This is a genomic window from Daquilactobacillus linshuiensis (assembly GCF_052828685.1).
This window is the reverse complement of the sequence record NZ_CM128255.1, coordinates 1,004,994-1,024,775: the sequence shown is the minus strand read 5'-3', so window position 1 is coordinate 1,024,775 and position 19,782 is coordinate 1,004,994. Positions and strand designations below refer to the sequence as shown.

Sequence of the window (19,782 nt, the reverse complement as noted above, 5' to 3'; positions counted from 1 at the left end):
ATTATGAGAGGAGGAATCATATGAATAATTATTTTCCTCATGATAGCAACGCTAGAAATTCCGATAAATTACTCCCAGTTAGGATGAAGTACGGTGCGGAAGGGTACGGAATTTACTTTATGCTTTTAGAACGTCTTAGAGAAGAAAAGGACTATACGAGTATCAAAGATTACAACATGCTAGCTTTTGATCTTCGTGTAGATTCTGGAAAATTAAAATCCATCATTGAAGATTTCGGGTTATTTGCCTTCACCGATGACGGTGAGTGTTTCTACTCCGATAGTTTCAAGAAAAGAATGGAAATCAAAGACGCTAAGAGTAAAAAACTTTCCGAAGCTGGAAGACAAGGTGCTGAAAAACGTTGGAATAAAAGCGATCAAGAGGGCAAGCCAAAGGGTAGCTATAGCCACCCTATAGCAAATGCTACAGAAAATGATAGCAAGAAAAGAAAAGGAAAGGAAACTAAAGTAAATGAAAGTAAAGTAAATAATACTGCAAAAGAAACTGACAAAGAAAAGCCCCAGCAGTCAACAGACAATATCTCTGACGCTGTCCCTAGAGAAAAACTAGCCTTAAACACTTTTCAAAACAATATCGGTGTTCTAAGTCCAATCGTGAATGAAAAAATAGCTAATTGGGTTAAAGACTTTACAGACAAGGGGACTGATGATCTAGAGGCTAACGAGATTATTAATCATGCTATCGAGATCGCTGTTAGTAAAAACGCTCGTAATTGGAGTTATGTTAATGGCATTCTTAAAAGCTATTACAACAGCAATCTATTCACCTTAGCTAATATTCAAGCTAGTGAAGATGAGTTCAAAGCAAAGCGTCAATTAAATGATCGGTATAACAAGCCTAGAGTTTTTGAACAAGGTACTGAATGGTCAGAGAAGAATCGGGAAGCTGAAATGTCTGACAAGGATGCCGACAAAATGATTGCTGAGGCTAACGCACGATTAGAACGACTGCATACATGAGGTGTGGCTAGTGAGCAGATGTTCCAAGAAATAGAAAAACATACAAACGAATATTTAAGTATACGAAATAAGGAGTCAAACCATGATAAATAGAGTTGTATTGGTTGGTCGCCTGACAAAAGACCCGGATTTGAGATATACGCAATCAGGTTCAGCAGTTGCTAGTTTTACATTAGCTGTTAACCGTCAATTTACAAATCAACAAGGAGAACGAGAGGCAGATTTCATTAACTGTGTTATCTGGAGAAAAGCTGCAGAAAACTTTGTCAACTTTACTAAAAAAGGTTCATTAGTTGGAATTGATGGTCGTTTACAATCTAGATCTTATGAAAATCAACAAGGACAAAGAGTATATGTGACTGAAGTTGTTGTAGATAACTTCTCATTGCTTGAACCAAAATCAAGTCAAAAGAATGATAATGCGTCAAATCAAGGCTTTAGCGGTGAACCAAAAGTAAATCAAAATCAAAATACTGATATTGATACAAGTAGACCTTACGAAGAAGTGAACGGAATTAAACCTGATAGTAATCCTTTTAATGATAATGGACATCCTGTTGATATATCAGATGAAGACCTTCCATTTTAGGAGTTAGCATGAATGATTTAACAGAAAAACAAGAGAGATTTTTAGCAGCTTTAAATTTCTTAATTAACGATCAATGCGTGGAACCCACAACCTCTAAATTAATGAAGTTGATGAATATTAAAACAGCGCAAGGAATATTGAGATATTTTAAGGAATTGAAACGAAAAGGCGTAATTATTTACGTTTATGGAACCCCAAATAAAGCTGTTATTACAAAAAAAGGATATGAAATTTTAGGAAGATAATTTTAAACGAGGTATGGAGTTAGTCTTGATGAATTTAGGGATTAAGTAGTTTTAGGAGAGATGTTTTGAAGATTGTAGTTGAAGGTACACCACAGGCTCAAGAGAGACCGAGATTTAAAAGATTAGGTAGCCATGTAGCGACATATGACCCAGTTAACTCGAAAAATTATAAAGCCAAACTAAAAGCTGAATGGATTAAGAAATATGGAAGAAAATCAATGCCGGAAGGTGTCCCACTAGAAATTAGTATTGTTGTCTATCGCCCCATTCAAAAGTCTATATCAAAGCGAGAACGCTCATTGAGAATCGCTAATAAGGTATTACCAATAATGAAACCTGATACTGATAATTACATCAAAATATCGATCGACGGTCTGAACGGATTAGCTTTTAAAGATGACAACGTGATAACTGATATACACGCTGCTAAGCGTTATTCAGGTGAACCTAGATTAGAAATTGAAATCAAAGAAATTGAGTTAGTTAGTGAGGAGCAGGTATGAACGCAAAGAAATTTGGAAATGCATTAAGTTATATGATAGTAGGAGCAATCGCTATTTCGGTATCTTTCATTATTATTGCAATAGGTTTTAAGATTGGCTTTTGGATAGGCTTAATAAGGGGTGGCAATATATGAACCTTTTTCCTGATCCTGATGAAAAGAAATCTATTGAAAATGCGAAAAATATTTTAAAAGATTATCGTAAAATTTCACGTATATTAGGACAACCACTAACTAATTATAAATCGCCAATGATAACTGATATTCCTAGAAGTGAAACTTATGGAAATAGCATAGAAGACAAAATCATAGATAATCTATCAGCAAAAGATGAGTATTTAGCGATTAATGATGCCATGAGAACATTATCTCAAGAGTGTTATCAAGTTCTATACTATAAGTATATGTCTAGTGAAGAACACACCAATATTTGGATAGCTGGAGCAGTATTTGGCACACCGAACGCTTATAGGACAGTTCAACGTACAATTGACAAAGGCTTACTTCAATTTAGCTATGGTTACAGAGGCGGTAAATTACTAGAATTTTCAAAATGTCCATAATTTGTCCATAATTTGTCCATAATTTGTCCATTTCACGCGAAATTGAGTGTTAAATTAGTATTATCGAAAATGTAAAAATTCTAAGTTAATTAGTTAATAGATTGAGCTTAGGCGTGAATTTGAACTTCACCCGTTGTTAAAACTACTGGTGCAATTCCAGTGCTAATTATTGCCTCTCGTTCAGGCAAAAATAAAAGTCCTCAATAGAGGCTAGCTTTATTTAACTGGTATATCGGGTTCGAATCCTGATATATCATTAGTGCAGACTCCCGGAAGTGAAATTGATTAACCTACATTTTCAATTTAACTGCACGTATTAAAGTCATTGTTTGATGGCTTTTTTATTTTGAATAATTGTTGACATACACATTTAGTGTGTATATAATGTATTTATTAAGTAAGAGGGAGGTACGCAAATGCCGATGAAGCCAAGGCAGATGATAAAACTGCTAAAAAAGAATGGCTTCATAGAAAAATCACATAATGCCTCATCGCATTGTATAATGTTCAATCCTAAGACAAATAAGACCGTTCCTGTACCAGTACATGCAAAGGAATTAGGAAAAGGATTAGAACATACGATTTTGAAAGAAGCTGGGCTTAAATAAAAAAATAACTAGGACGGTAAGTCCTAATATTTTTTAGAAGGCCGAACTTGACGCTATTTGTGTACGTTCATTTAAGAAAAGGAGGAACTTAGTATGAAAGATGTAGTAATGTATCCTGTAATTCTTCGAAAAGATGACGATGGTTATATTTTTGTACGAATTCCTGACATTGATGGTGGATTTACCCAAGGAGAAAATGAAATTGATGCTATAAAAATGGCTGAAGATGTAATTGGAAACTTATTGGAAAATGAAACCAAATACCCAGAGCCATCTAATATTGAGGATATTGAATTGGAAGATGGAGAAAAACTTGTATATGTCACAACTGATATGACTATATTTAGACAAATGTATTCTAAAAAGGTTAGAAGAAATGTAACTATTCCAGAATATCTAAATGAAATTGCTAAAAAACAAAAAATTAATGTATCTAGCGTCTTAACTGATGCATTAAAAGAAAAAATAGAAGCATAAGAATTAATTATTTAAGCGACACTCATTGAGTGCTCGCTTTTTTATTTTGAATAAAAGGATATGAAATTTTGAAAAATTCAAAAATAATCTCACAGGCTGAGACTAGAGCAAACACTGAATTACTGAACTCTAGAAGAGACAAAATAATCACATTAGAAGATGTAGATGAAACATTTAAAATTGCCGAAGAACTAATTAAAAGTGGTAATCCTGAATGGGTGGAAGATTTACATTTTACATATTCAACTATTAGAAAATTAGAAATACGCGGTTGTGATGTTAAAAGGCTAAAAGAACTATTCACAGAAAAATCAGAGGAACTATTGAAATTATGAAAGAAAGATATTATTTGAAAGTTAAGTACGGCAATTATTCAAAGATTAATGGCTTGTAATATTCATTGAAGAATTGATCTTCGCCTTCATCGTCTTCAAATTCTGGTATCTGGATATCTTCAAGTTCAGTATCAACATTAAAAATTCTTTGTTGACCTTTAATAGGTATAGGAACTATGACGCTAATATCATCTAGCATCCAAGCATACTTATTATCAGCAAGTTTTTTAACATCAACGATATTAACTAAAGCTTGAGCATATCCAGGTATAGTACCTGATATTTTACGAGCTGTTGAACATATTAGAATAGGTCCACGATATTTAGTTGACCATGATCTGTATTCAATATGCTTTCTTCCGGTAACAATGTCAGCGACGAAGTCCGGACGAATTGATAAAGCTTTCATATAATTTATGTCCTTTTTTTAAATGAATTTATTGAATTAATTATAACATTAAATTGGAGTGTGGTGAACATGTAATGGCACAGAGTAAGTACCAAGAATGGGTATCTGATAAGGGTTTGAGCATGATTGCTGGTTGGGCAAGAACTGGCTTGACTGATGAACAAATTGCAAACAATATGGGAATTAGTCGTTCTACTTTGAACGAGTGGAAAAAGAAGTATTCGGACATATCGGACACCCTAAAAGAAAATAAACAAAAAGCTGATATTGAAGTTGAAAATGCACTTTATAAAAAAGCTTTAGGGATGACTACTAAATCCAAAACTTACAAGATGGTTAAAGTTGATGATGATGTTTTAAGGGTTAGACGTGAAAGATTTCTAAATCAGTATAAGCTCAATCATCCAAAAGCTACTAAAAAAGAGTTGGCCATGAAATCAATTGAAGAAGTCCCAACGTATGAACGCATACCTATAGTTGAAAATGAAACAGAGTTAGCGCCGGATACATCAGCTATTATATTCTGGCTTAAGAATAGAATGCCAGAAGTATATAGAGACCAATCATTTAAAGAACTTAATGAAGCACAAGCTGATAAAGCTAAGGCAGATGCTGAAACAGCAATACAGAAGGCTAGAATTGCTAAAATACAAGCCGATAGTTTAGAAGGTTTAAACGATGATGGTTCAAATATTACTATTGTAGATGGGTGGTTAGATGATGAAGACGAAACGTCGACAGACAAAGATGCAGATTGATATTCAAAATGAAGTACAGCCGCACTTTAAAAATGTATGGCTATCTAAAAAACCTTATAATATTTTAAAAGGTGGACGTAACTCTTTTAAATCGTCAGTAATAGCATTGAAATTAGTCTATATGATGATTGCTTATATTATTTTGGGCAAAAAGGCTAATGTTGTAATAATACGTAAGGTTAGCAATACAATTCGTGATTCTGTCTTCTTAAAAATTCAATGGGCTTTAAATAAGTTCGGTATTGCTCATATGTTTAATATGACTGTTGCACCTTTTAAAATTACTCATAAGTTAACAGGTTCAACATTTTATTTCTATGGCCAAGATGACTTTCAAAAGTTAAAGTCTAATGATATTAACGACATAATAGCTGTATGGTATGAAGAAGCTGCTGAATTTAAGAACGCAGAAGAATTTGACCAAACTAACATTACTTTCATGCGTCAGAAACAGTCAGATGCTGAAATGGTACAGTTTTTTTGGTCATATAATCCACCACGTAATCCGTATTCATGGATTAATGAGTGGACGGACTCAAAATTGGGAGATAATAACTATTTAGTAGACTCATCGAGTTATTTAGACGATGAATTGGGCTTTATAACAAATCAAATACTAGATGAGATTAATCGAATTAAAGAAAATGACTACGATTACTACAGATATTTATATCTTGGTGAAGCTGTTGGGTTAGGGTCAAATATTTACAATATGAATTTATTTCATTCTATAAAACAATTACCAGATGACGACTCTATAGGTGGTCTAACATATTCTATTGATGCAGGACACCAAACATCAGCTACAACTTGTTTATGTGTAGGAATTACGCAAAAAGGCAAAGTTATTTTAATAGATACATATTATTATTCACCTGCTGGAAGAGAATATAAAAAATCACCTCAGCAATTAGCGAAAGATATTCACAAGTTCATTGAACGAACAAGTCTTGAATATCCTAATGCAACAATCATTAAAAGAACAATTGATTCTGCGGAAGGTGGTTTAAGAAATCAATATTACAATGATTTTAAAATTAAACTTCATGGCGTTAACAAAGCTATGAAGAAAGAAACTATGATTGATTATATGCAAGACTTACTCGCTCAAGGGCGAGTTTTTATTTTGCAAAAAGAAAGCAATCAAATAGTCATATCCCAGCACAGACAATATCGTTGGGACGAAAAAACAATTGAAACAGATAATCCCAAAGTTATCAAAGAAGAAGATCATACATGTGATGCATTTCAGTACATGGCAATTGATAACAGGAGATTACTTGGTTTAAAAAGGTAGGTTAGTAAATGTTTAATAGATTAAAGAACTTTTTTAGACAGACAGGAGCTGAGATAGGAATGGTTGAATCTTTAACTAATATCACTGATCACAAAAAAATAAATGTTGATCCATTAGAATATCAAAGAATTAATAAAAGCCGACAATATTTGGAAGGTAAATTTGATGATGTGAAGTATAAAAATACGTATGGGGTGGAACAAACAAGGCCTTATATGACTATTAACATGATGAAAGTTGTCGTTAAAAGATTAGCTTCACTTTTATATAACGAACAATGCAGAATTAAAGTTGGAGATGATGAGAAATTTAAAGATGCTAATGATTTTATTGAAAATACTTTTAATGATAATGATTTTAATAAAAATTTTGAGAGATATCTTGAATCAGATTTAGCTTTAGGTGGTTTAGTTATTAGACCTTATTTTGATAAAGCGCAAAATAAAATTAAATTAGCTTGGTGTCAAGCTCCTACTGTATATCCATTGAAGAATAACACTAATGATGTGTCAGATATTGCGATTGCAACAGTTAATCAAAAAATTGAAAATGATAAAGTAATCTATTACACATTACTAGAATTTCACGAATGGATAAATGGCGTATATACAATCACTAATGAACTTTACAGATCAGAAAATAAGAGCAGAGTAGGTATTAAAGTACCTTTAAATACGTACTATGAAGATTTACCTGAGAAATCAGAGATTAATAATATTAAGCATCCCATTTTTGTTTATATGAAGCCACAAGGATTTAACAATAGAAATATAATTAGTCCACTTGGCATAGGTATTTGCGATAATGCATTAGAAACTCTTAAACAGATAAATGATACTTTTGATAAATTTAACTGGGAAATTCAAATGGGACAAAGAAGAGTTGGTGTTCCAAGTGATTTAGTTGCAACAACTTTTGATGAACAGGGTAGTAAGCCAAAAGAAGTATTTGATACAAATCAGAATGTGTTTTTTGAGTTACCTGGTGACTCCGAAAATGGTTTCACGTTAAGTGATTTAACTCCAGATATTAGAACTGATGAGTTTGTTGGAGCAATAAACAATGCTCTTAGAATGCTCGAATTACAAACAGGATTTTCTGCAGGTACTTTTTCATTTGATGCAAAAAACGGAATGCAAACGGCTACAGAAGTTGTTTCAGAAAACAGCATGACTTATCAAACGCGAAATTCTCAACTAACAATGGTTGAACGCGGAATTAAGGAATTAATAATTGCAGTGCTCGAACTCGCGAGCACAGAAGAGATTAATCTTTATGATGGTAAATTGCCAACATTAAATGATATATCTATTGATTTTGACGATGGAGTATTCACTGATAAGAAGCAGAAACTAGACTACTATTCACAACTTTTATCGAGTGGCTTAGTTTCCAAATTAAAAGCCATTAAAATGGTTTTTGGTGTTACAGATGACCAAGCACAGGAAATGTTAGACGAGATCAACGAAGAAGTATCAAATAGTCATGAAGTATCAGCTCAAGCACCAATGTTTGCTAATGGTGATGAATAATGTCATCAAGACAATTAGATCTGTACTCTAGTCAAATTCAAGATACGTATAAAGCTCTTGAAGATGAAATAGTAAGTATGTTCATTAAAAAATTAAATGGGGATGTTTTAGATAAAAAAGATTTTAATATTTACCGTTGGCATTTAAGTAAGTTAAATGAACTACATATTTTAAATAATGAAACTATAGATATCATTTCGAGTGCAACTGGCATTAGTCAAAAGCTAATTAAAAAAATGATTATTGATGGCGGTTATCAAATTGCAGAATCAACAAGTAAAGATTTATCTAATTCACTAAATGCAGATGATAAGGGGATTTCTTCTGACGTTGATGATTTATTAAAGTCAATGCTCGAACAGACTAACGCAGATATGAATAATTTCGTAAATCAAACTCTATTGACAAGTAATTACGGTCAAGGTGCTGTTTACGATGCCTACCAATCAATTTTAAATGAAATGATGGGTAAAGTTATCTCAGGAATTAAAACACCAAGAGAGGCATTAAATAGTGCTATTTATAATTTTATCGATAAAGGATTAAATTCAGGGTTTATTGATAAAGCTGGGAGACAATGGAGCTTAGAATCATATATAAGAATGTTAATGGATACAACTGTATATAACGTGATGAACGAGTCAAGAATGAGAGAAGCACATGAATATGATGTACATACATTTTTAATGAGTTCTCATCCTAAAAGTCGTCCTGCATGTGCTTTTATTCAGGGCCATGTTGTTAATGATGTACCAAGAAATGATGCTCACTTCGATGGTAGATTTCCAACGATTTATGATTATGGATATGGAGAACCTGCAGGAACATTTGGTATTAACTGTAGACATATTAAATATCCATTTATACCTGGGGTAAATATCAATAATCAACCACAATATGACCCAAAGGAAGCGATAAAGAATGGTGAATTACAACAGAGGCAAAGGCAAATCGAACGTGCAATTAGAAATAATAAAAGTAAGTTAAATGCTGCTACTCAGTTAAACGATGAAAATGGAATTTTTAAATATAAAAATTTAATTAGAAATCAACAAGCTGCATTACGTGATTATCTTAAGAAACATTCAGCATTAAATAGAGATTATTCCCGTGAAAAAGTATATAATAAGCCTATATCAAAGGCTGAAAAGGAAGAGATATTAAAACGTAGTACAATCAATACTCAAAAGAATAATAGGCATATTCCTGGTACTTATGAATATAATGAGAAAGTTAAAGTAATGGGAAAAAGAAACAGAAGACCAAGTTATTTAACAATAGATGAAAACGAAATAATAAATCTAGTTGATCAATATGGTGTTAAAGATTTAACAACAAGAACTATTGCATTTGATGCCAAAAAGATAGTTGGCTATTTCGTTGATGCTAACGGAAGAGAATATGCTACAAGTTGGTTATTAGTTACCTATTCAAAAAATGGTTATCACGTAACACCCATTAAACCAAAATAGGAGATGTAATAAATGGATAATGAGTTTTTAGACTATGAAGCTAAATATACTGGAATAAATGTTGATATTATTACGAAAGACAATAAAAGCTACAGTGGCATTGTCTCAGCTGTTATACCTGCTGAAGATATTGATGATAATAGAAATATGATTGTATTAAACGCTACTGATAAATTAACTGAATTGTTTATTGATGAAATTAAACAAATTAAAACAAAATAAACAGCATCTTACGTTTGTAAGGTGCTTTTTTTGTGCACAAAATTAAGGAGAATATTATGTTTAATAAAAAGAAGCGTTCTAAAGAACAAATAGGTTTAGACATAACTTCTGTTAGTCTACAAGCAGATGTTAAAGAAAGAATGAAAGTAAATATTGAATTAGAAATATTTACTAATCCAAACAACGAAAATTTACATTTGATTGAAGATTTAGTAAATAAAATTGGAAAAATAAAACTTTAAAAATTGAATAATTCGACCTGAGCACGTCGTTAAACCGCTTATTTTTTATGCAGAAATTTCGTGTCTCGTGGCACGTTAAAAATAAACGTTAGGAGAGTAGGCATGAAAAGAGAAGATTTAAAAGATTTAGAATTATCTGACGAACAAGTTGATAAGATTATGAGTTTGCACGGAAAAACAGTGAATGATTTGAATAGTCAAATCACTTCGTTAAAAACCGAAAAAGATACACTATCTGAGCAAGTAAATCAATCTAGCAAGCAGCTTGAAGAATTGAAGGAAAGTACAAAAGACAATGAGAGTCTTCAAACTAAAATCCAAGAACTTCAAGATGCAAACAAACAACTTGAAAATGAGAGCAGTTCTAAATTGACTGAGGCACAGAAAGGATTTGCCCTTGAATTAGCATTAAGAGATGCCGGTGCTCATGATGTTAAAACCGTATTGCCTTTACTAGATCAGGACACTATCAAATTTGAAAATGAAAAATTAACTGGTCTTGATGAGCAATTAAAGAATATTCAAGAGAACAAATCATTTTTGTTTCAAAGCAAAGAAGATGGTAAAGGAAAACCAAGCATCACAACTTTGGACAATCCTAATCCACCCTCAAATGGTAATGGTGCGAATGATCCATTCGCTGAAAAAGTTGCTAAATATCAATAGAATATAGGAGGCCATAAGAATGGCAGGAGAAAACAATAATCAAGCAGTAAGAAGTTATCAAAAACAATTTATGAGTTTGCTACAAGCAGTGTTTGCTAAGCAAGCATACTTTGGCGAATTTTTTGGAAATAATCTACAAGCATTAGATGGAGTAACAAATAACGAAACGGCATTTTCTGTTAAGACTAATGATATACCTGTGGTTGTTGGAAGCAAATATAGCAAAGATAAAGATATTGCATTTGGTAAGGGTACATCAAATTCAAACAGATTTGGTGAAAGAACAGAAGTGATTTATAGCGATACTGATGTTAAATATAGTTGGGAATGGGTATTTCATGAAGGTATTGATAGACACACGGTGAATGCTGACTTTAATGGAGCAATAGCTGACAGAACAGATCTTCAAGCACAAGCTAAAGTACAAATGTTTGATAATCATGGCGGTAAATTCATTTCTAGCATTGCAAACGAAGCATTAGAGCTTAAAGATTTTACAGCGGATTCAGTGCTAGCGTTGTTCAATTCACTGGCAAGTAAATATGTGAATATGGAAGCTGTAGGTCAAAAGATGGCATGGGTTAAACCTGAATTGTATAACGCAATTGTTGACCACCCATTAACAACTAAATCAAAAGATTCAAGTGCTGATATCGACAATAACGGTATTTTGAATTTTAAAGGTTTCAGAATTAAAGAAGTTCCTGAAGATAAATTTCAAGATGGAGAAATTGCATACACTTCAATTACAGGAGTTGGACGTCAATTTACTGGCATTAATACAGCTAGAACTATCGAGGCACAAGACTTTGACGGTGTAGCATTCCAGGGAGCTGGAAAGGCTGGAGAATTTATTTTGCCTGCTAATAAAAAGGCAGTTATTAAAGTAATTACTGGTACAGCGTCAAAATAATAGCCCCAAGTAAGGTTGAGGTAACAGCTACTGCAGATGGGGCAACGATTATAACAGAATAAGTAGGAGGAAAGATCATGCCAAGAAAAAAAACAATATCTGCAATTGATCGTACAGGTCAAACTCTATTAGTTCTTGATAATGCAGGTAAAGCTGTCTTTACAGGAAAAATTGGAGAAAAGACAGTTTCTATCACTGGCCTTGCAGCTGGTACAAAAGTTGCAACTGGAGATTATAAAGTTGCTTACACTGATGGAACTCAAACGTCTGATTCAGTAGATGTTCCAGCATTTGAAGTCCCAGCAGAAGGGTAGAGCTAAAATGAACACTACATATTTAACTTTTGCTGAGTTTAAAAAAATGGGATTTGATATTGATGAAAATAATTTTGATGATTTATATAAAAGAGCAATGGATCAATTATTGATTGTAACTCGAAGGTTTTATCAATTTAATGATTTTGAAAAAGACTACACGTTTAGAAAAGATGCATATAAGTTAGCTTTAGCATATCAAGTAATGTATATGTATTCTCAAAGTGTTTCATCCGCTGACGATGTAGCCAATAAACCTAATTCGGTATCACAATCAATTGATGGTACAAGTGTTTCAAAAACGTTTAGTAACACTACCTCTTCAAATAGTAGTGGTGTATCTAGAGCTGTAAGTCAAGAAGCGTTAAATCAGTTAAGTGGTACTGGTCTTTTATATCGAGGTGTTGAATATGACTGAACTAATAGACTCATCGTGGTTAATCCATAATATTAAAATATTTAAAGTTAAAGGTACTGATGAATATAATAATCCGATCTATAAAGATAGGCCGATAGAGCTTAATCATGTCAGAGTCAATATAGAAAATAAATATTCAGGAAGTCAAAATAATAAAGAGATCGTAGCAACTGCTACGGTCTTTTCTTTTGCAGATTTTACAGAAAATTATTTTGTAGCTGATGATAGTTTATTAAAAGCTAAGGTTGAGTATAAAGGCGATGATTATAAATTGGTTGGTTATAAAAATTCATTATATGTAGAAACCGATAAGCCTTATCAAACTAAGTTGAGTTTATTATGACAATAAAAATAAAGGTTGATCTATCAGGTATCAATGAGAAGTTTTCAGTCAGAAATATTCAATATGGAAAAACCGCATTGGCAAATCAAATGCTTTCAGATATGAACAATGAAGTTCCATTAAGAGATGGATATTTACGTAATTCGGGTCATATTGAAAGGAATAGTTCTCAATTGGTGTGGGATACACCATATGCACACCGTCAATATTCCAATAAGTATAGACATCCACGAGGTGGAAGCGATCATTGGGACAAGAAAGCTAAATCGATTTATGGAAAACAATGGGTAGAAGTATTTAAGAAAGGGGCTAAATTCTGATGGATTTTATGGAAAAGTTAAAAGATAACATTAATGGAATCAGTGAATTACCAATGCACATGAAACTTGGATATTTAACCGAATCGGATAGTCTCGTTATGTATGGAATACCTGGAGGAAAGGTTAACCGTAAATATTACGATGGAGTTAAAGATGAGTCTTTAAATTATGAAATTGGTATTAAAACTAAAAATCAAAAATTAGCTAATAGAACTCTATGGTTAATTCAAACTCATTTAGAAGGGTTAGAAGAATTATTAAGTGATGATTCTAGCTTCGAATTTCAAGGAATAGAAATATCAAATAAGCCCTTTTTATCTGGAGAAGATGAACAGGACTTTTTTATTTATCTGCTTAATATTCAAGCAGATTTAACAACGTTTAAAAAATAGGAGGACTTTGACATGCGTCAAAAAAACGCTAAAAGAAAACACTTTATTGCACCATGGACAAGTGATGAAAAAAAACCGGAAGAAGCAGATTATTTGCCATTAGCTCACTGGATTACAACTTTAGAAGATGACTCTGATGAAGATACAGATGATTATGGTGACTATGCAGGAGATGGAAACAAGAAGTCAACTTTAAATGGACGTACTGAAAAATGGAACTTTGAAGGAACATATGATTCTGCAGATCCTGCTCATAAGTTGATTGCTTCAATGCGTCGTAAAACAACAGATGAAGAGCGTATGGTTTGGCACAAAATCATTGAAACTGACGGAACTATTGTTGAAGGACCAGCAATGGTCATGGAACCTAAAGCCGGTTCGGGTGATGCAACTGATTACGAAGACTTAGAAGGTCATATTGATTACACACAAACACCAACTGAAACTCCTGCAACAACAACACCCTAATGATCCCCAAAATGTGGTAGTTACTGCTACAAAAGATGGTGCAATTATTACTGCTGAATAGGGGTTATTCATTTTAGCCCTGACACTTTGAAAAGGTGTTAGGGCTTTTTATTTTTAATAATAAGATTAGGAGAAATATTATGACAATTAAAACTTTAAATTTTAAAGCTCAACAAGAAGGTATACCTTTCAATGTTGAAGTCGAGCAAATGAATGGTTCAACAAAACTAGTGCAAGTCTTTTTAAAAACAGATGAAAATTCATTGATAGAGTTGATGAATAAAGCTAATGAAATAAACGAAAAAACAAAAGATATATCAAAGAAATATCCAGCAATTAATGAAGAACTTTCAGAAGACAATGTTGAAAAAATTGAAGAAGCAGTTAAAGGAGTAACTGAGTTTGTAAAAACTAATTATGATGAACTTTTTGGAGAAGGATCATATCAAAAATTTGTAGATGCAGGATTAAGTCTTAGAAAGTTAATTCCATTGTTAGATGATATGTCTGAGGCTGCTACAAAACAGTTAGAGGAAGATAATAAAGAATCTAAGAAAAAATCAGACAAGAAAAAAGCAAATGCTTTGATTAATAAAAAGAAAAAACAAAACAAGTAGGTGGTTAGATGTTCAGGTTGAACGACCCACTTGAAGATTTTATTAAAATTAACAACAAAAAATATTCAGTAGACATGTCCTTCGATAATGTTCTAGATGCACTTGATTATTTGAATGATAAAGAAATGACAGTCATTGACAGAATCGACACTTTTATAGATTTAATGATCATTGATTTTACAGCTAATTCTGAATTAGAAAAGAAATCTGCTGTTGAGCAAGTAATCAAACTGATAAACATAGAACCGGTTGAAAGTCAGAAATACGATATTGAAGGTAATCCAATGCCAACTAAAAAAGGAAATGAGAATGAACAACTCATTTCCTTTTCTTTTGATTCCAAATATATTTATGCGGCTTTTATGCAAGCTTATGGAATTGACTTAATAGATCAACAAGGAAAACTTCATTGGGTCAAATTTTCTGCAATGTTAAATGCACTTCCGGAAGATACAATGATGAGAAAAATCATTGATATTAGAGGGACCGATTTAAAAGATATCAAGGATAAAAAAGAAAAAGCTCGAATGAGAGAGCTAAAAAAAACATATAGATTACCAAACCAAGAAATAGAGGAAGGAGGAGAAGATTATGGCTAATGATGGAACGGTTAGAATTACTATTGAGGCTGATGGTAATAAAGCTATTAAAACTGCTAAAGATTTAGAATCTGTATTTAATGGTTTGAGTAAAACTAAAGGTACAGATGGTATTAATAAAAGTCTTGACGAGACTGCTCGCAGTGGTGGAAAAGCCAGAGTTTCAATTATGGATATGGCAGCTTCAATGGGAGTAGTAAAAGTTGCTAGCGCCGCTTTTAATGTATTAAAAAGTAATGTTGCCGGCGCAGTACAAAGGTTTGATACTTTAAATCGCTATCCTGTTGTTATGAAAGCACTTGGTTATTCAGCAAAAGATACTAATAAATCAATGAAACTTTTAAACAAAGGAATTGATGGTTTACCAACATCTTTAGATGAAATCACTTCATCATCACAACAATTCGCAACGCTAACTGGTAGTGCAACATCAGGTGCAAAAGCTGCTTTAGCATTGAATGACGCATTCTTAGCGAGTGGTGCAAGCTCTGCCGATGCAAGCCGTGGAATGGTTCAATATACTCAAATGTTATCGTCTGGAAAAGTCGATATGATGTCGTGGCGTACTTTAATGGAAACTATGCCATCATCATTAGACAAAGTTGCCAAGTCATTTGGACTAACAGGTAAATCAGCCAAAATGGATTTATATAATAAGTTGCAAAGCGGCGAGATTACTATTGATCAATTAAATGATAGATTTGTAAAACTTGATGGTGGAGTAGGTGGATTTGCAAAAATGGCAAGAAAGAATTCGGCAGGTATTGGTACATCGTTTACCAATATGTCTAATTCTATTAAAAAAGGTTTAGCCAATACCTTAACTGCAATTGATGATGGATTGAACAATGCGGGATTACCTGGAATAGCCGAATCGTTCAATAATATGAAAGATGTCATTAATACTGCTTTTACTTCTATAAACGCAAAAGTAACTCAGACCATACCACCTATAATTAATACTATAAAAGGTTTAGTAAGCTTTGTTCAAAAAAATAAAGATTGGTTAGAACCATTAGTAGTAGGAATTGGAAGTTTTGCTGTTGCCTTAAAAGTAGTTAGAACTGCCAAAACAGCATTTTCGGGACTTAAAGCTGCAATGACCGTTGGCAAAGTTGTATCTCAACTAGCGGGAGACACTGACTTATTAAAGACAGCATTAGCTAACATGAGTAAAGAAAGCAAACTTGCTGCTTTAGCACAAGAAGCATTAAATGTAGCTCAATCATTAAGTCCTACAACATGGATTATCATTGGAATTATGGCACTTGTTGCAGCTTTAGTATGGTTTTTTACTCAAACAAAAACTGGCAAAAAGATAGTTGAAGATGTTACTAAAGCTATTCAAAACGCATGGAATAAGACTGCTTCTTTCTTATCTCAACTATTTAAGAAAATAGCTAAAGCAGCAAATGATATATGGAATGGATATGTTGATTACATTAAATCTGTAATTAATGGCTTTAAAAATGCATGGAGTGGCGTTGTTTCCTTCTTTTCTGGAATAGTTACTGGAATACAAAATGTTTGGAATGGAATCACTACCTTTTTTAGTAATTTATGGAACGGTATAGTTCAGGCGATGATGCCATACTGGCAAAGTTTTCTTACATCTATTCAACCAATAGTAGATGCTTTTATGAACTTATGGTCAGCATTAAGTTCGTTCTTTTCAACGTTGTGGAACGGTATTGTATCGATTGCAAAAGTAATATGGTCTGCATTTGTATCATATTTCAATTCATTAATAACGACAATCACTAGTGTTTGGATTACTATTTCTTCATTTTTTAGTGGATTATGGCAAAGTATAGTAAATATTTCAATGTCAATCTGGCAGGGAATTGTTACATTCATGACGCCTATAATTCAAACGGTTCAGGTAATGTGGTCAGGGTTAGTAGCATTTTTTGCCATTTTATGGCAATCAATTGTAACTGTCGCTACAGCCATATGGTCTGGACTAGTTGCTTATTTCACTTTTGTTTGGACAACAATTGTAACTATAGCAACCACCATTTGGAATATGCTTCAGACTGTAATAAGTACTGCGATTAATGTCATTATGGTTATAATTCAGACGGTCTTAAACGTTATTGTAGGTATTTGGTCAGTTATTTGGAATTCAATCGTTGCTGTAGTAACAACCATTTGGAATATTATAGTTACTGCAATCTCAACCGCAATTAATGTTCTAGCAGGAATTATTAATGTGGTAACTGCTGCAATTCAAGGTAACTGGACTGCCGTTTGGAATTCGATAAAAGGAATTGCCACAACTATTTGGAACGGTATTAATAAGGTAATAACTTCGGTGATGAATGGAATTAGAGCAGTTGTTTCTTCCGTTCTAAATGGAATTCGTGGTATTTGGAGTTCTGTTTGGAATGGAATAAAAAGTGTGGCTTCTTCTATATGGAATGGTATTAAATCAGTTATAACAATAGCTATTAATGGTATAAAAAGTGTAATTAATGGAATACGATCAGTTATTGGAAGTGTAAGTAGTACATTTAATTCCATTAAAAGTGCTATGGTTGCACCAATTCAAGCAGCTAAAGGTATCATTGATGGAATTATCAACGGAATAAAAAATGCGATTAATGGTGTAAAGAATATCGGTGGAAGTATTAAGAAAAAACTCGGTTTTAGCTTAGAAATACCATCAATTGATAACGGTGCAGGAGAAGGACCAGGTCAAGAATCGACTAGTCCAGTTTCTGCAATGAGTAATTTAGCAAACTCAGCAAGAACAATGATGGCAAGTAAAAGTATGCCAAATTTTGCATTTGCTGGAATAACTCCCGAAACTTTCTCAGGAATAAACACGTCCGCTAGACCAACAAATTCAGTTGTTAATAATTATCAAAAATTTGATAAAGTTTCAACTGAAAATAATGGAAGCAATGAGTTAGATAGTCCTATTGAATTAAATGTATCTGTCGAAGTTGATAATAAATCAATATTTAGAGGTGCTGGAGAGGTAATGCAAAGCGAGTTAAATAGAAGCAAGAAGATGAATTTAAGACTTGGAGGACAAAGATAGTGGCTTTCAAAGTGTTCTTTAATGGATATGATTTAAGTAAGTATTTAAATGTCGTTTGGGGTTTTAGTAGAGATATAATTTCCGATAGAACGAATACTGTTCAAAAAGTTGGTAATAATAGCGGAAGTATTCTTCTAGATTCTACTATTGAGTCTAAAACAATTAAAATGCCATTTATTATGCTTAATAAAAATCTCGATACAATTGATAAGCTTGCAAAAATATTAAATGTTAGTGAAGAAAAAGAATTAGTATTTGAAGATCAAACTGACAGAATATTTTTTGCAATTCCAACAGGAAGCATAGATTTTGACGAATTAAGAAATTCTGGAAAAGGTACTATTAATTGGTTAGTAACAGATTCACATTCTCACGCTGCACAATCAACTAAAGTTGATAATTTTAGCAATTCTAGTTCACCAACTAATACCGTTAAATTTTTTAATAACGGAACTGATAAAACACCAATCAAGGTTAGTGCTGAAATGTTATCTGATAATGGATTTCTCGGGTTAACTCTTGGTAACAGGTTTTATCAGATTGGTAATCCGCAAGAAGTGGATGGAACATATTTTGATAATTCAGAAGAATTAGTAAAAGGTGACCCAATGCCTACTTCAAATCAAGGTGAAATTAACAAGCCTAATTTTGAAGTAATACCTCCGGAACAGGGCAATTTAAAGTTAGGTGGAACTATTGGAACTAATCAATGGAAGCAATTATTCGCTGATGGATTTGGTGATGATTCCTATGAAGGTCCACATGGTCCGTCAATAACATTTAAATTGCCAGCTGATTCATCGAAAAAAGAAGGGTCTAAGGACTTTGAGTTTAGATGGCATTCAGCTTTTAGACCAACTAATCTAAACCAATTGGGAGAAATGACCGCTACTATTCATGATGAAAGCGGTAGAGCATTAGCTTCAATGGCTTTTAATAATTTAACCACTTTAACGACTGACACTACTGTTAGATTTGATATAAATGGTAAGAGCTATTTTAACCAAGTAATACCCAATATGCCTAAAGGGTTTGAAGGTCACGCTAAAATAATTAAATCAGGTAATCAATTCACATTTGCTTGGTTCAATTTAAAGCCTATGACCTTTATTTGCAATGAATTAGCTGAGTCAAAAGCTTACTACGTATCTTTCAGTTTTCTTAAATGGAAAGATTACTCACCCATTGAAATAATGGGAATTATTAACTGGAATTTCAGAAAAAATTTCACTGATTTTAATAACATTCCTAATTTCTTTCAAAATGGTGATGTTTTAACGCTTGATAGTGAAAGTAATCAACTTAAAATTAATGAATTAACTGATTGGGATAGAGTGGATATTGGCTCTCAACCACTACTAGCAGATGTTGGCGAAAATGAATTAAAAATAATTAATTCTGATTGGGCTAAAATTCCAAAGGTATCAGTAGAATTTAGAGAAAGGTGGCTTTAAT

General features: G+C 32.8%; 28 protein-coding genes. 27 read left to right on the top strand and 1 reads right to left on the bottom strand.

Annotation, left to right across the window (positions count from 1 at the left end; all coding sequences use genetic code 11):
* The first annotated feature begins 20 nt into the window (after positions 1–20).
* The 9 genes from ACUV9F_RS05500 to ACUV9F_RS05460 all read left to right on the top strand — a co-directional run bounded on the left by ACUV9F_RS05500 (position 21) and on the right by ACUV9F_RS05460 (position 4,299).
* Positions 21–980, top strand: a complete 960-nt coding sequence (locus tag ACUV9F_RS05500) for a DnaD domain protein (protein WP_446183328.1) — start codon at positions 21–23, stop codon at positions 978–980.
* Positions 981–1,062: 82 nt separating this feature from the next.
* Entirely contained in the window at positions 1,063–1,569 is a 507-nt protein-coding gene (ssb, locus tag ACUV9F_RS05495) for a single-stranded DNA-binding protein (RefSeq protein ID WP_446183327.1), read from the top strand.
* 8 nt (positions 1,570–1,577) lie between these two features.
* A complete protein-coding gene (locus ACUV9F_RS05490) occupies positions 1,578–1,814 on the top strand; it encodes a LexA family protein (RefSeq protein WP_446183326.1) in 237 nt (78 codons plus the stop codon).
* Positions 1,815–1,879: 65 nt separating this feature from the next.
* The gene (locus ACUV9F_RS05485) at positions 1,880–2,317 is read left to right on the top strand and encodes a RusA family crossover junction endodeoxyribonuclease (RefSeq protein ID WP_446183325.1); all 438 of its coding nucleotides are present in this window, start codon (positions 1,880–1,882) and stop codon (positions 2,315–2,317) included.
* Positions 2,314–2,451, top strand: a complete 138-nt coding sequence (locus ACUV9F_RS05480; protein WP_446183324.1) for a hypothetical protein — start codon at positions 2,314–2,316, stop codon at positions 2,449–2,451. Before ACUV9F_RS05485 ends, ACUV9F_RS05480 begins: the two co-directional genes overlap by 4 nt.
* The gene (locus ACUV9F_RS05475; protein ID WP_446183323.1) at positions 2,448–2,879 is read left to right on the top strand and encodes an ArpU family phage packaging/lysis transcriptional regulator; all 432 of its coding nucleotides are present in this window, start codon (positions 2,448–2,450) and stop codon (positions 2,877–2,879) included. Before ACUV9F_RS05480 ends, ACUV9F_RS05475 begins: the two co-directional genes overlap by 4 nt.
* 416 nt (positions 2,880–3,295) lie before the next feature.
* A complete protein-coding gene (locus tag ACUV9F_RS05470; RefSeq protein WP_446183322.1) occupies positions 3,296–3,487 on the top strand; it encodes a type II toxin-antitoxin system HicA family toxin in 192 nt (63 codons plus the stop codon).
* A 93-nt stretch (positions 3,488–3,580) separates the two neighbouring features.
* On the top strand, positions 3,581–3,964 hold the full coding sequence (locus ACUV9F_RS05465) for a type II toxin-antitoxin system HicB family antitoxin (protein ID WP_446183321.1): 384 nt from the start codon (positions 3,581–3,583) through the stop codon (positions 3,962–3,964).
* A gap of 68 nt (positions 3,965–4,032) precedes the next feature.
* Complete coding sequence (locus ACUV9F_RS05460) at positions 4,033–4,299, top strand: hypothetical protein (protein WP_446183320.1); 267 nt, start codon at positions 4,033–4,035, stop codon at positions 4,297–4,299.
* Positions 4,300–4,333: 34 nt separating this feature from the next.
* On the opposite strand, the gene ACUV9F_RS05455 is transcribed toward ACUV9F_RS05460, so the two are convergent.
* Positions 4,334–4,708: an ASCH domain-containing protein gene (locus ACUV9F_RS05455; protein WP_446183319.1), complete on the bottom strand. Its 375-nt coding sequence runs from the start codon at positions 4,706–4,708 to the stop codon at positions 4,334–4,336.
* 74 nt (positions 4,709–4,782) lie between these two features.
* On the opposite strand from ACUV9F_RS05455, the gene ACUV9F_RS05450 reads away from it, so the two are divergent.
* The 18 genes from ACUV9F_RS05450 (at position 4,783) to ACUV9F_RS05365 (ending at position 19,781) form a co-directional block, all read left to right on the top strand.
* Complete coding sequence (locus ACUV9F_RS05450; protein WP_446183318.1) at positions 4,783–5,466, top strand: helix-turn-helix domain-containing protein; 684 nt, start codon at positions 4,783–4,785, stop codon at positions 5,464–5,466.
* Positions 5,456–6,763: a PBSX family phage terminase large subunit gene (locus tag ACUV9F_RS05445; protein ID WP_446184358.1), complete on the top strand. Its 1,308-nt coding sequence runs from the start codon at positions 5,456–5,458 to the stop codon at positions 6,761–6,763. Before ACUV9F_RS05450 ends, ACUV9F_RS05445 begins: the two co-directional genes overlap by 11 nt.
* A gap of 8 nt (positions 6,764–6,771) precedes the next feature.
* On the top strand, positions 6,772–8,295 hold the full coding sequence (locus ACUV9F_RS05440) for a phage portal protein (protein ID WP_446183317.1): 1,524 nt from the start codon (positions 6,772–6,774) through the stop codon (positions 8,293–8,295).
* Positions 8,295–9,767 (top strand): phage minor capsid protein, encoded by a 1,473-nt coding sequence (locus ACUV9F_RS05435; RefSeq protein ID WP_446183316.1) that lies wholly within the window; start codon positions 8,295–8,297, stop codon positions 9,765–9,767. Before ACUV9F_RS05440 ends, ACUV9F_RS05435 begins: the two co-directional genes overlap by 1 nt.
* Before the next feature lie 12 nt (positions 9,768–9,779).
* On the top strand, positions 9,780–9,989 hold the full coding sequence (locus tag ACUV9F_RS05430; RefSeq protein ID WP_446183315.1) for a hypothetical protein: 210 nt from the start codon (positions 9,780–9,782) through the stop codon (positions 9,987–9,989).
* Positions 9,990–10,045: 56 nt separating this feature from the next.
* A complete protein-coding gene (locus tag ACUV9F_RS05425; RefSeq protein ID WP_446183314.1) occupies positions 10,046–10,231 on the top strand; it encodes a hypothetical protein in 186 nt (61 codons plus the stop codon).
* 102 nt (positions 10,232–10,333) lie between these two features.
* The gene (locus ACUV9F_RS05420; RefSeq protein ID WP_446183313.1) at positions 10,334–10,897 is read left to right on the top strand and encodes a phage scaffolding protein; all 564 of its coding nucleotides are present in this window, start codon (positions 10,334–10,336) and stop codon (positions 10,895–10,897) included.
* Between the two features lie 19 nt (positions 10,898–10,916).
* Positions 10,917–11,810: a phage capsid protein gene (locus tag ACUV9F_RS05415; protein ID WP_446183312.1), complete on the top strand. Its 894-nt coding sequence runs from the start codon at positions 10,917–10,919 to the stop codon at positions 11,808–11,810.
* Positions 11,811–11,887: 77 nt separating this feature from the next.
* The gene (locus ACUV9F_RS05410) at positions 11,888–12,124 is read left to right on the top strand and encodes a hypothetical protein (protein ID WP_446183311.1); all 237 of its coding nucleotides are present in this window, start codon (positions 11,888–11,890) and stop codon (positions 12,122–12,124) included.
* A gap of 7 nt (positions 12,125–12,131) precedes the next feature.
* The gene (locus ACUV9F_RS05405) at positions 12,132–12,542 is read left to right on the top strand and encodes a head-tail connector protein (protein WP_446183310.1); all 411 of its coding nucleotides are present in this window, start codon (positions 12,132–12,134) and stop codon (positions 12,540–12,542) included.
* Positions 12,535–12,885 carry a putative minor capsid protein gene (locus ACUV9F_RS05400; protein ID WP_446183309.1) on the top strand — a complete coding sequence of 117 codons (351 nt, stop codon included), beginning with the start codon at positions 12,535–12,537 and terminating at the stop codon, positions 12,883–12,885. Before ACUV9F_RS05405 ends, ACUV9F_RS05400 begins: the two co-directional genes overlap by 8 nt.
* On the top strand, positions 12,882–13,205 hold the full coding sequence (locus ACUV9F_RS05395) for a minor capsid protein (protein ID WP_446183308.1): 324 nt from the start codon (positions 12,882–12,884) through the stop codon (positions 13,203–13,205). The genes ACUV9F_RS05400 and ACUV9F_RS05395 overlap by 4 nt, the downstream gene beginning before the upstream one ends.
* Complete coding sequence (locus ACUV9F_RS05390; RefSeq protein ID WP_446183307.1) at positions 13,205–13,597, top strand: minor capsid protein; 393 nt, start codon at positions 13,205–13,207, stop codon at positions 13,595–13,597. Before ACUV9F_RS05395 ends, ACUV9F_RS05390 begins: the two co-directional genes overlap by 1 nt.
* 12 nt (positions 13,598–13,609) lie before the next feature.
* Positions 13,610–14,065 (top strand): phage tail tube protein, encoded by a 456-nt coding sequence (locus ACUV9F_RS05385; RefSeq protein ID WP_446183306.1) that lies wholly within the window; start codon positions 13,610–13,612, stop codon positions 14,063–14,065.
* 140 nt (positions 14,066–14,205) lie between these two features.
* Positions 14,206–14,682, top strand: a complete 477-nt coding sequence (locus ACUV9F_RS05380) for a hypothetical protein (protein ID WP_446183305.1) — start codon at positions 14,206–14,208, stop codon at positions 14,680–14,682.
* 8 nt (positions 14,683–14,690) lie between these two features.
* Complete coding sequence (locus ACUV9F_RS05375) at positions 14,691–15,281, top strand: Gp15 family bacteriophage protein (RefSeq protein WP_446183304.1); 591 nt, start codon at positions 14,691–14,693, stop codon at positions 15,279–15,281.
* Entirely contained in the window at positions 15,274–18,327 is a 3,054-nt protein-coding gene (locus tag ACUV9F_RS05370; RefSeq protein WP_446183303.1) for a tape measure protein, read from the top strand. Before ACUV9F_RS05375 ends, ACUV9F_RS05370 begins: the two co-directional genes overlap by 8 nt.
* Positions 18,327–19,781 (top strand): distal tail protein Dit, encoded by a 1,455-nt coding sequence (locus ACUV9F_RS05365; RefSeq protein ID WP_446183302.1) that lies wholly within the window; start codon positions 18,327–18,329, stop codon positions 19,779–19,781. The genes ACUV9F_RS05370 and ACUV9F_RS05365 overlap by 1 nt, the downstream gene beginning before the upstream one ends.
* Position 19,782 lies beyond the last annotated feature (1 nt).

Coding starts and splice junctions, on each gene's coding strand:
- ACUV9F_RS05380 (WP_446183305.1), top strand. CDS start 14,206: ATGACAATTAAAACTTTAAATTTTAAAGCTCAACAAGAAGGTATACCT.
- ACUV9F_RS05435 (WP_446183316.1), top strand. CDS start 8,295: ATGTCATCAAGACAATTAGATCTGTACTCTAGTCAAATTCAAGATACG.
- ACUV9F_RS05490 (WP_446183326.1), top strand. CDS start 1,578: ATGAATGATTTAACAGAAAAACAAGAGAGATTTTTAGCAGCTTTAAAT.
- ACUV9F_RS05440 (WP_446183317.1), top strand. CDS start 6,772: ATGTTTAATAGATTAAAGAACTTTTTTAGACAGACAGGAGCTGAGATA.
- ACUV9F_RS05410 (WP_446183311.1), top strand. CDS start 11,888: ATGCCAAGAAAAAAAACAATATCTGCAATTGATCGTACAGGTCAAACT.
- ACUV9F_RS05445 (WP_446184358.1), top strand. CDS start 5,456: ATGCAGATTGATATTCAAAATGAAGTACAGCCGCACTTTAAAAATGTA.
- ACUV9F_RS05405 (WP_446183310.1), top strand. CDS start 12,132: ATGAACACTACATATTTAACTTTTGCTGAGTTTAAAAAAATGGGATTT.
- ACUV9F_RS05400 (WP_446183309.1), top strand. CDS start 12,535: ATGACTGAACTAATAGACTCATCGTGGTTAATCCATAATATTAAAATA.
- ACUV9F_RS05385 (WP_446183306.1), top strand. CDS start 13,610: ATGCGTCAAAAAAACGCTAAAAGAAAACACTTTATTGCACCATGGACA.
- ssb (WP_446183327.1), top strand. CDS start 1,063: ATGATAAATAGAGTTGTATTGGTTGGTCGCCTGACAAAAGACCCGGAT.
- ACUV9F_RS05390 (WP_446183307.1), top strand. CDS start 13,205: ATGGATTTTATGGAAAAGTTAAAAGATAACATTAATGGAATCAGTGAA.
- ACUV9F_RS05475 (WP_446183323.1), top strand. CDS start 2,448: ATGAACCTTTTTCCTGATCCTGATGAAAAGAAATCTATTGAAAATGCG.
- ACUV9F_RS05465 (WP_446183321.1), top strand. CDS start 3,581: ATGAAAGATGTAGTAATGTATCCTGTAATTCTTCGAAAAGATGACGAT.
- ACUV9F_RS05420 (WP_446183313.1), top strand. CDS start 10,334: ATGAAAAGAGAAGATTTAAAAGATTTAGAATTATCTGACGAACAAGTT.
- ACUV9F_RS05375 (WP_446183304.1), top strand. CDS start 14,691: ATGTTCAGGTTGAACGACCCACTTGAAGATTTTATTAAAATTAACAAC.
- ACUV9F_RS05450 (WP_446183318.1), top strand. CDS start 4,783: ATGGCACAGAGTAAGTACCAAGAATGGGTATCTGATAAGGGTTTGAGC.
- ACUV9F_RS05470 (WP_446183322.1), top strand. CDS start 3,296: ATGCCGATGAAGCCAAGGCAGATGATAAAACTGCTAAAAAAGAATGGC.
- ACUV9F_RS05395 (WP_446183308.1), top strand. CDS start 12,882: ATGACAATAAAAATAAAGGTTGATCTATCAGGTATCAATGAGAAGTTT.
- ACUV9F_RS05455 (WP_446183319.1), bottom strand. CDS start 4,708: ATGAAAGCTTTATCAATTCGTCCGGACTTCGTCGCTGACATTGTTACC.
- ACUV9F_RS05425 (WP_446183314.1), top strand. CDS start 10,046: ATGTTTAATAAAAAGAAGCGTTCTAAAGAACAAATAGGTTTAGACATA.
- ACUV9F_RS05415 (WP_446183312.1), top strand. CDS start 10,917: ATGGCAGGAGAAAACAATAATCAAGCAGTAAGAAGTTATCAAAAACAA.
- ACUV9F_RS05480 (WP_446183324.1), top strand. CDS start 2,314: ATGAACGCAAAGAAATTTGGAAATGCATTAAGTTATATGATAGTAGGA.
- ACUV9F_RS05430 (WP_446183315.1), top strand. CDS start 9,780: ATGGATAATGAGTTTTTAGACTATGAAGCTAAATATACTGGAATAAAT.
- ACUV9F_RS05370 (WP_446183303.1), top strand. CDS start 15,274: ATGGCTAATGATGGAACGGTTAGAATTACTATTGAGGCTGATGGTAAT.
- ACUV9F_RS05500 (WP_446183328.1), top strand. CDS start 21: ATGAATAATTATTTTCCTCATGATAGCAACGCTAGAAATTCCGATAAA.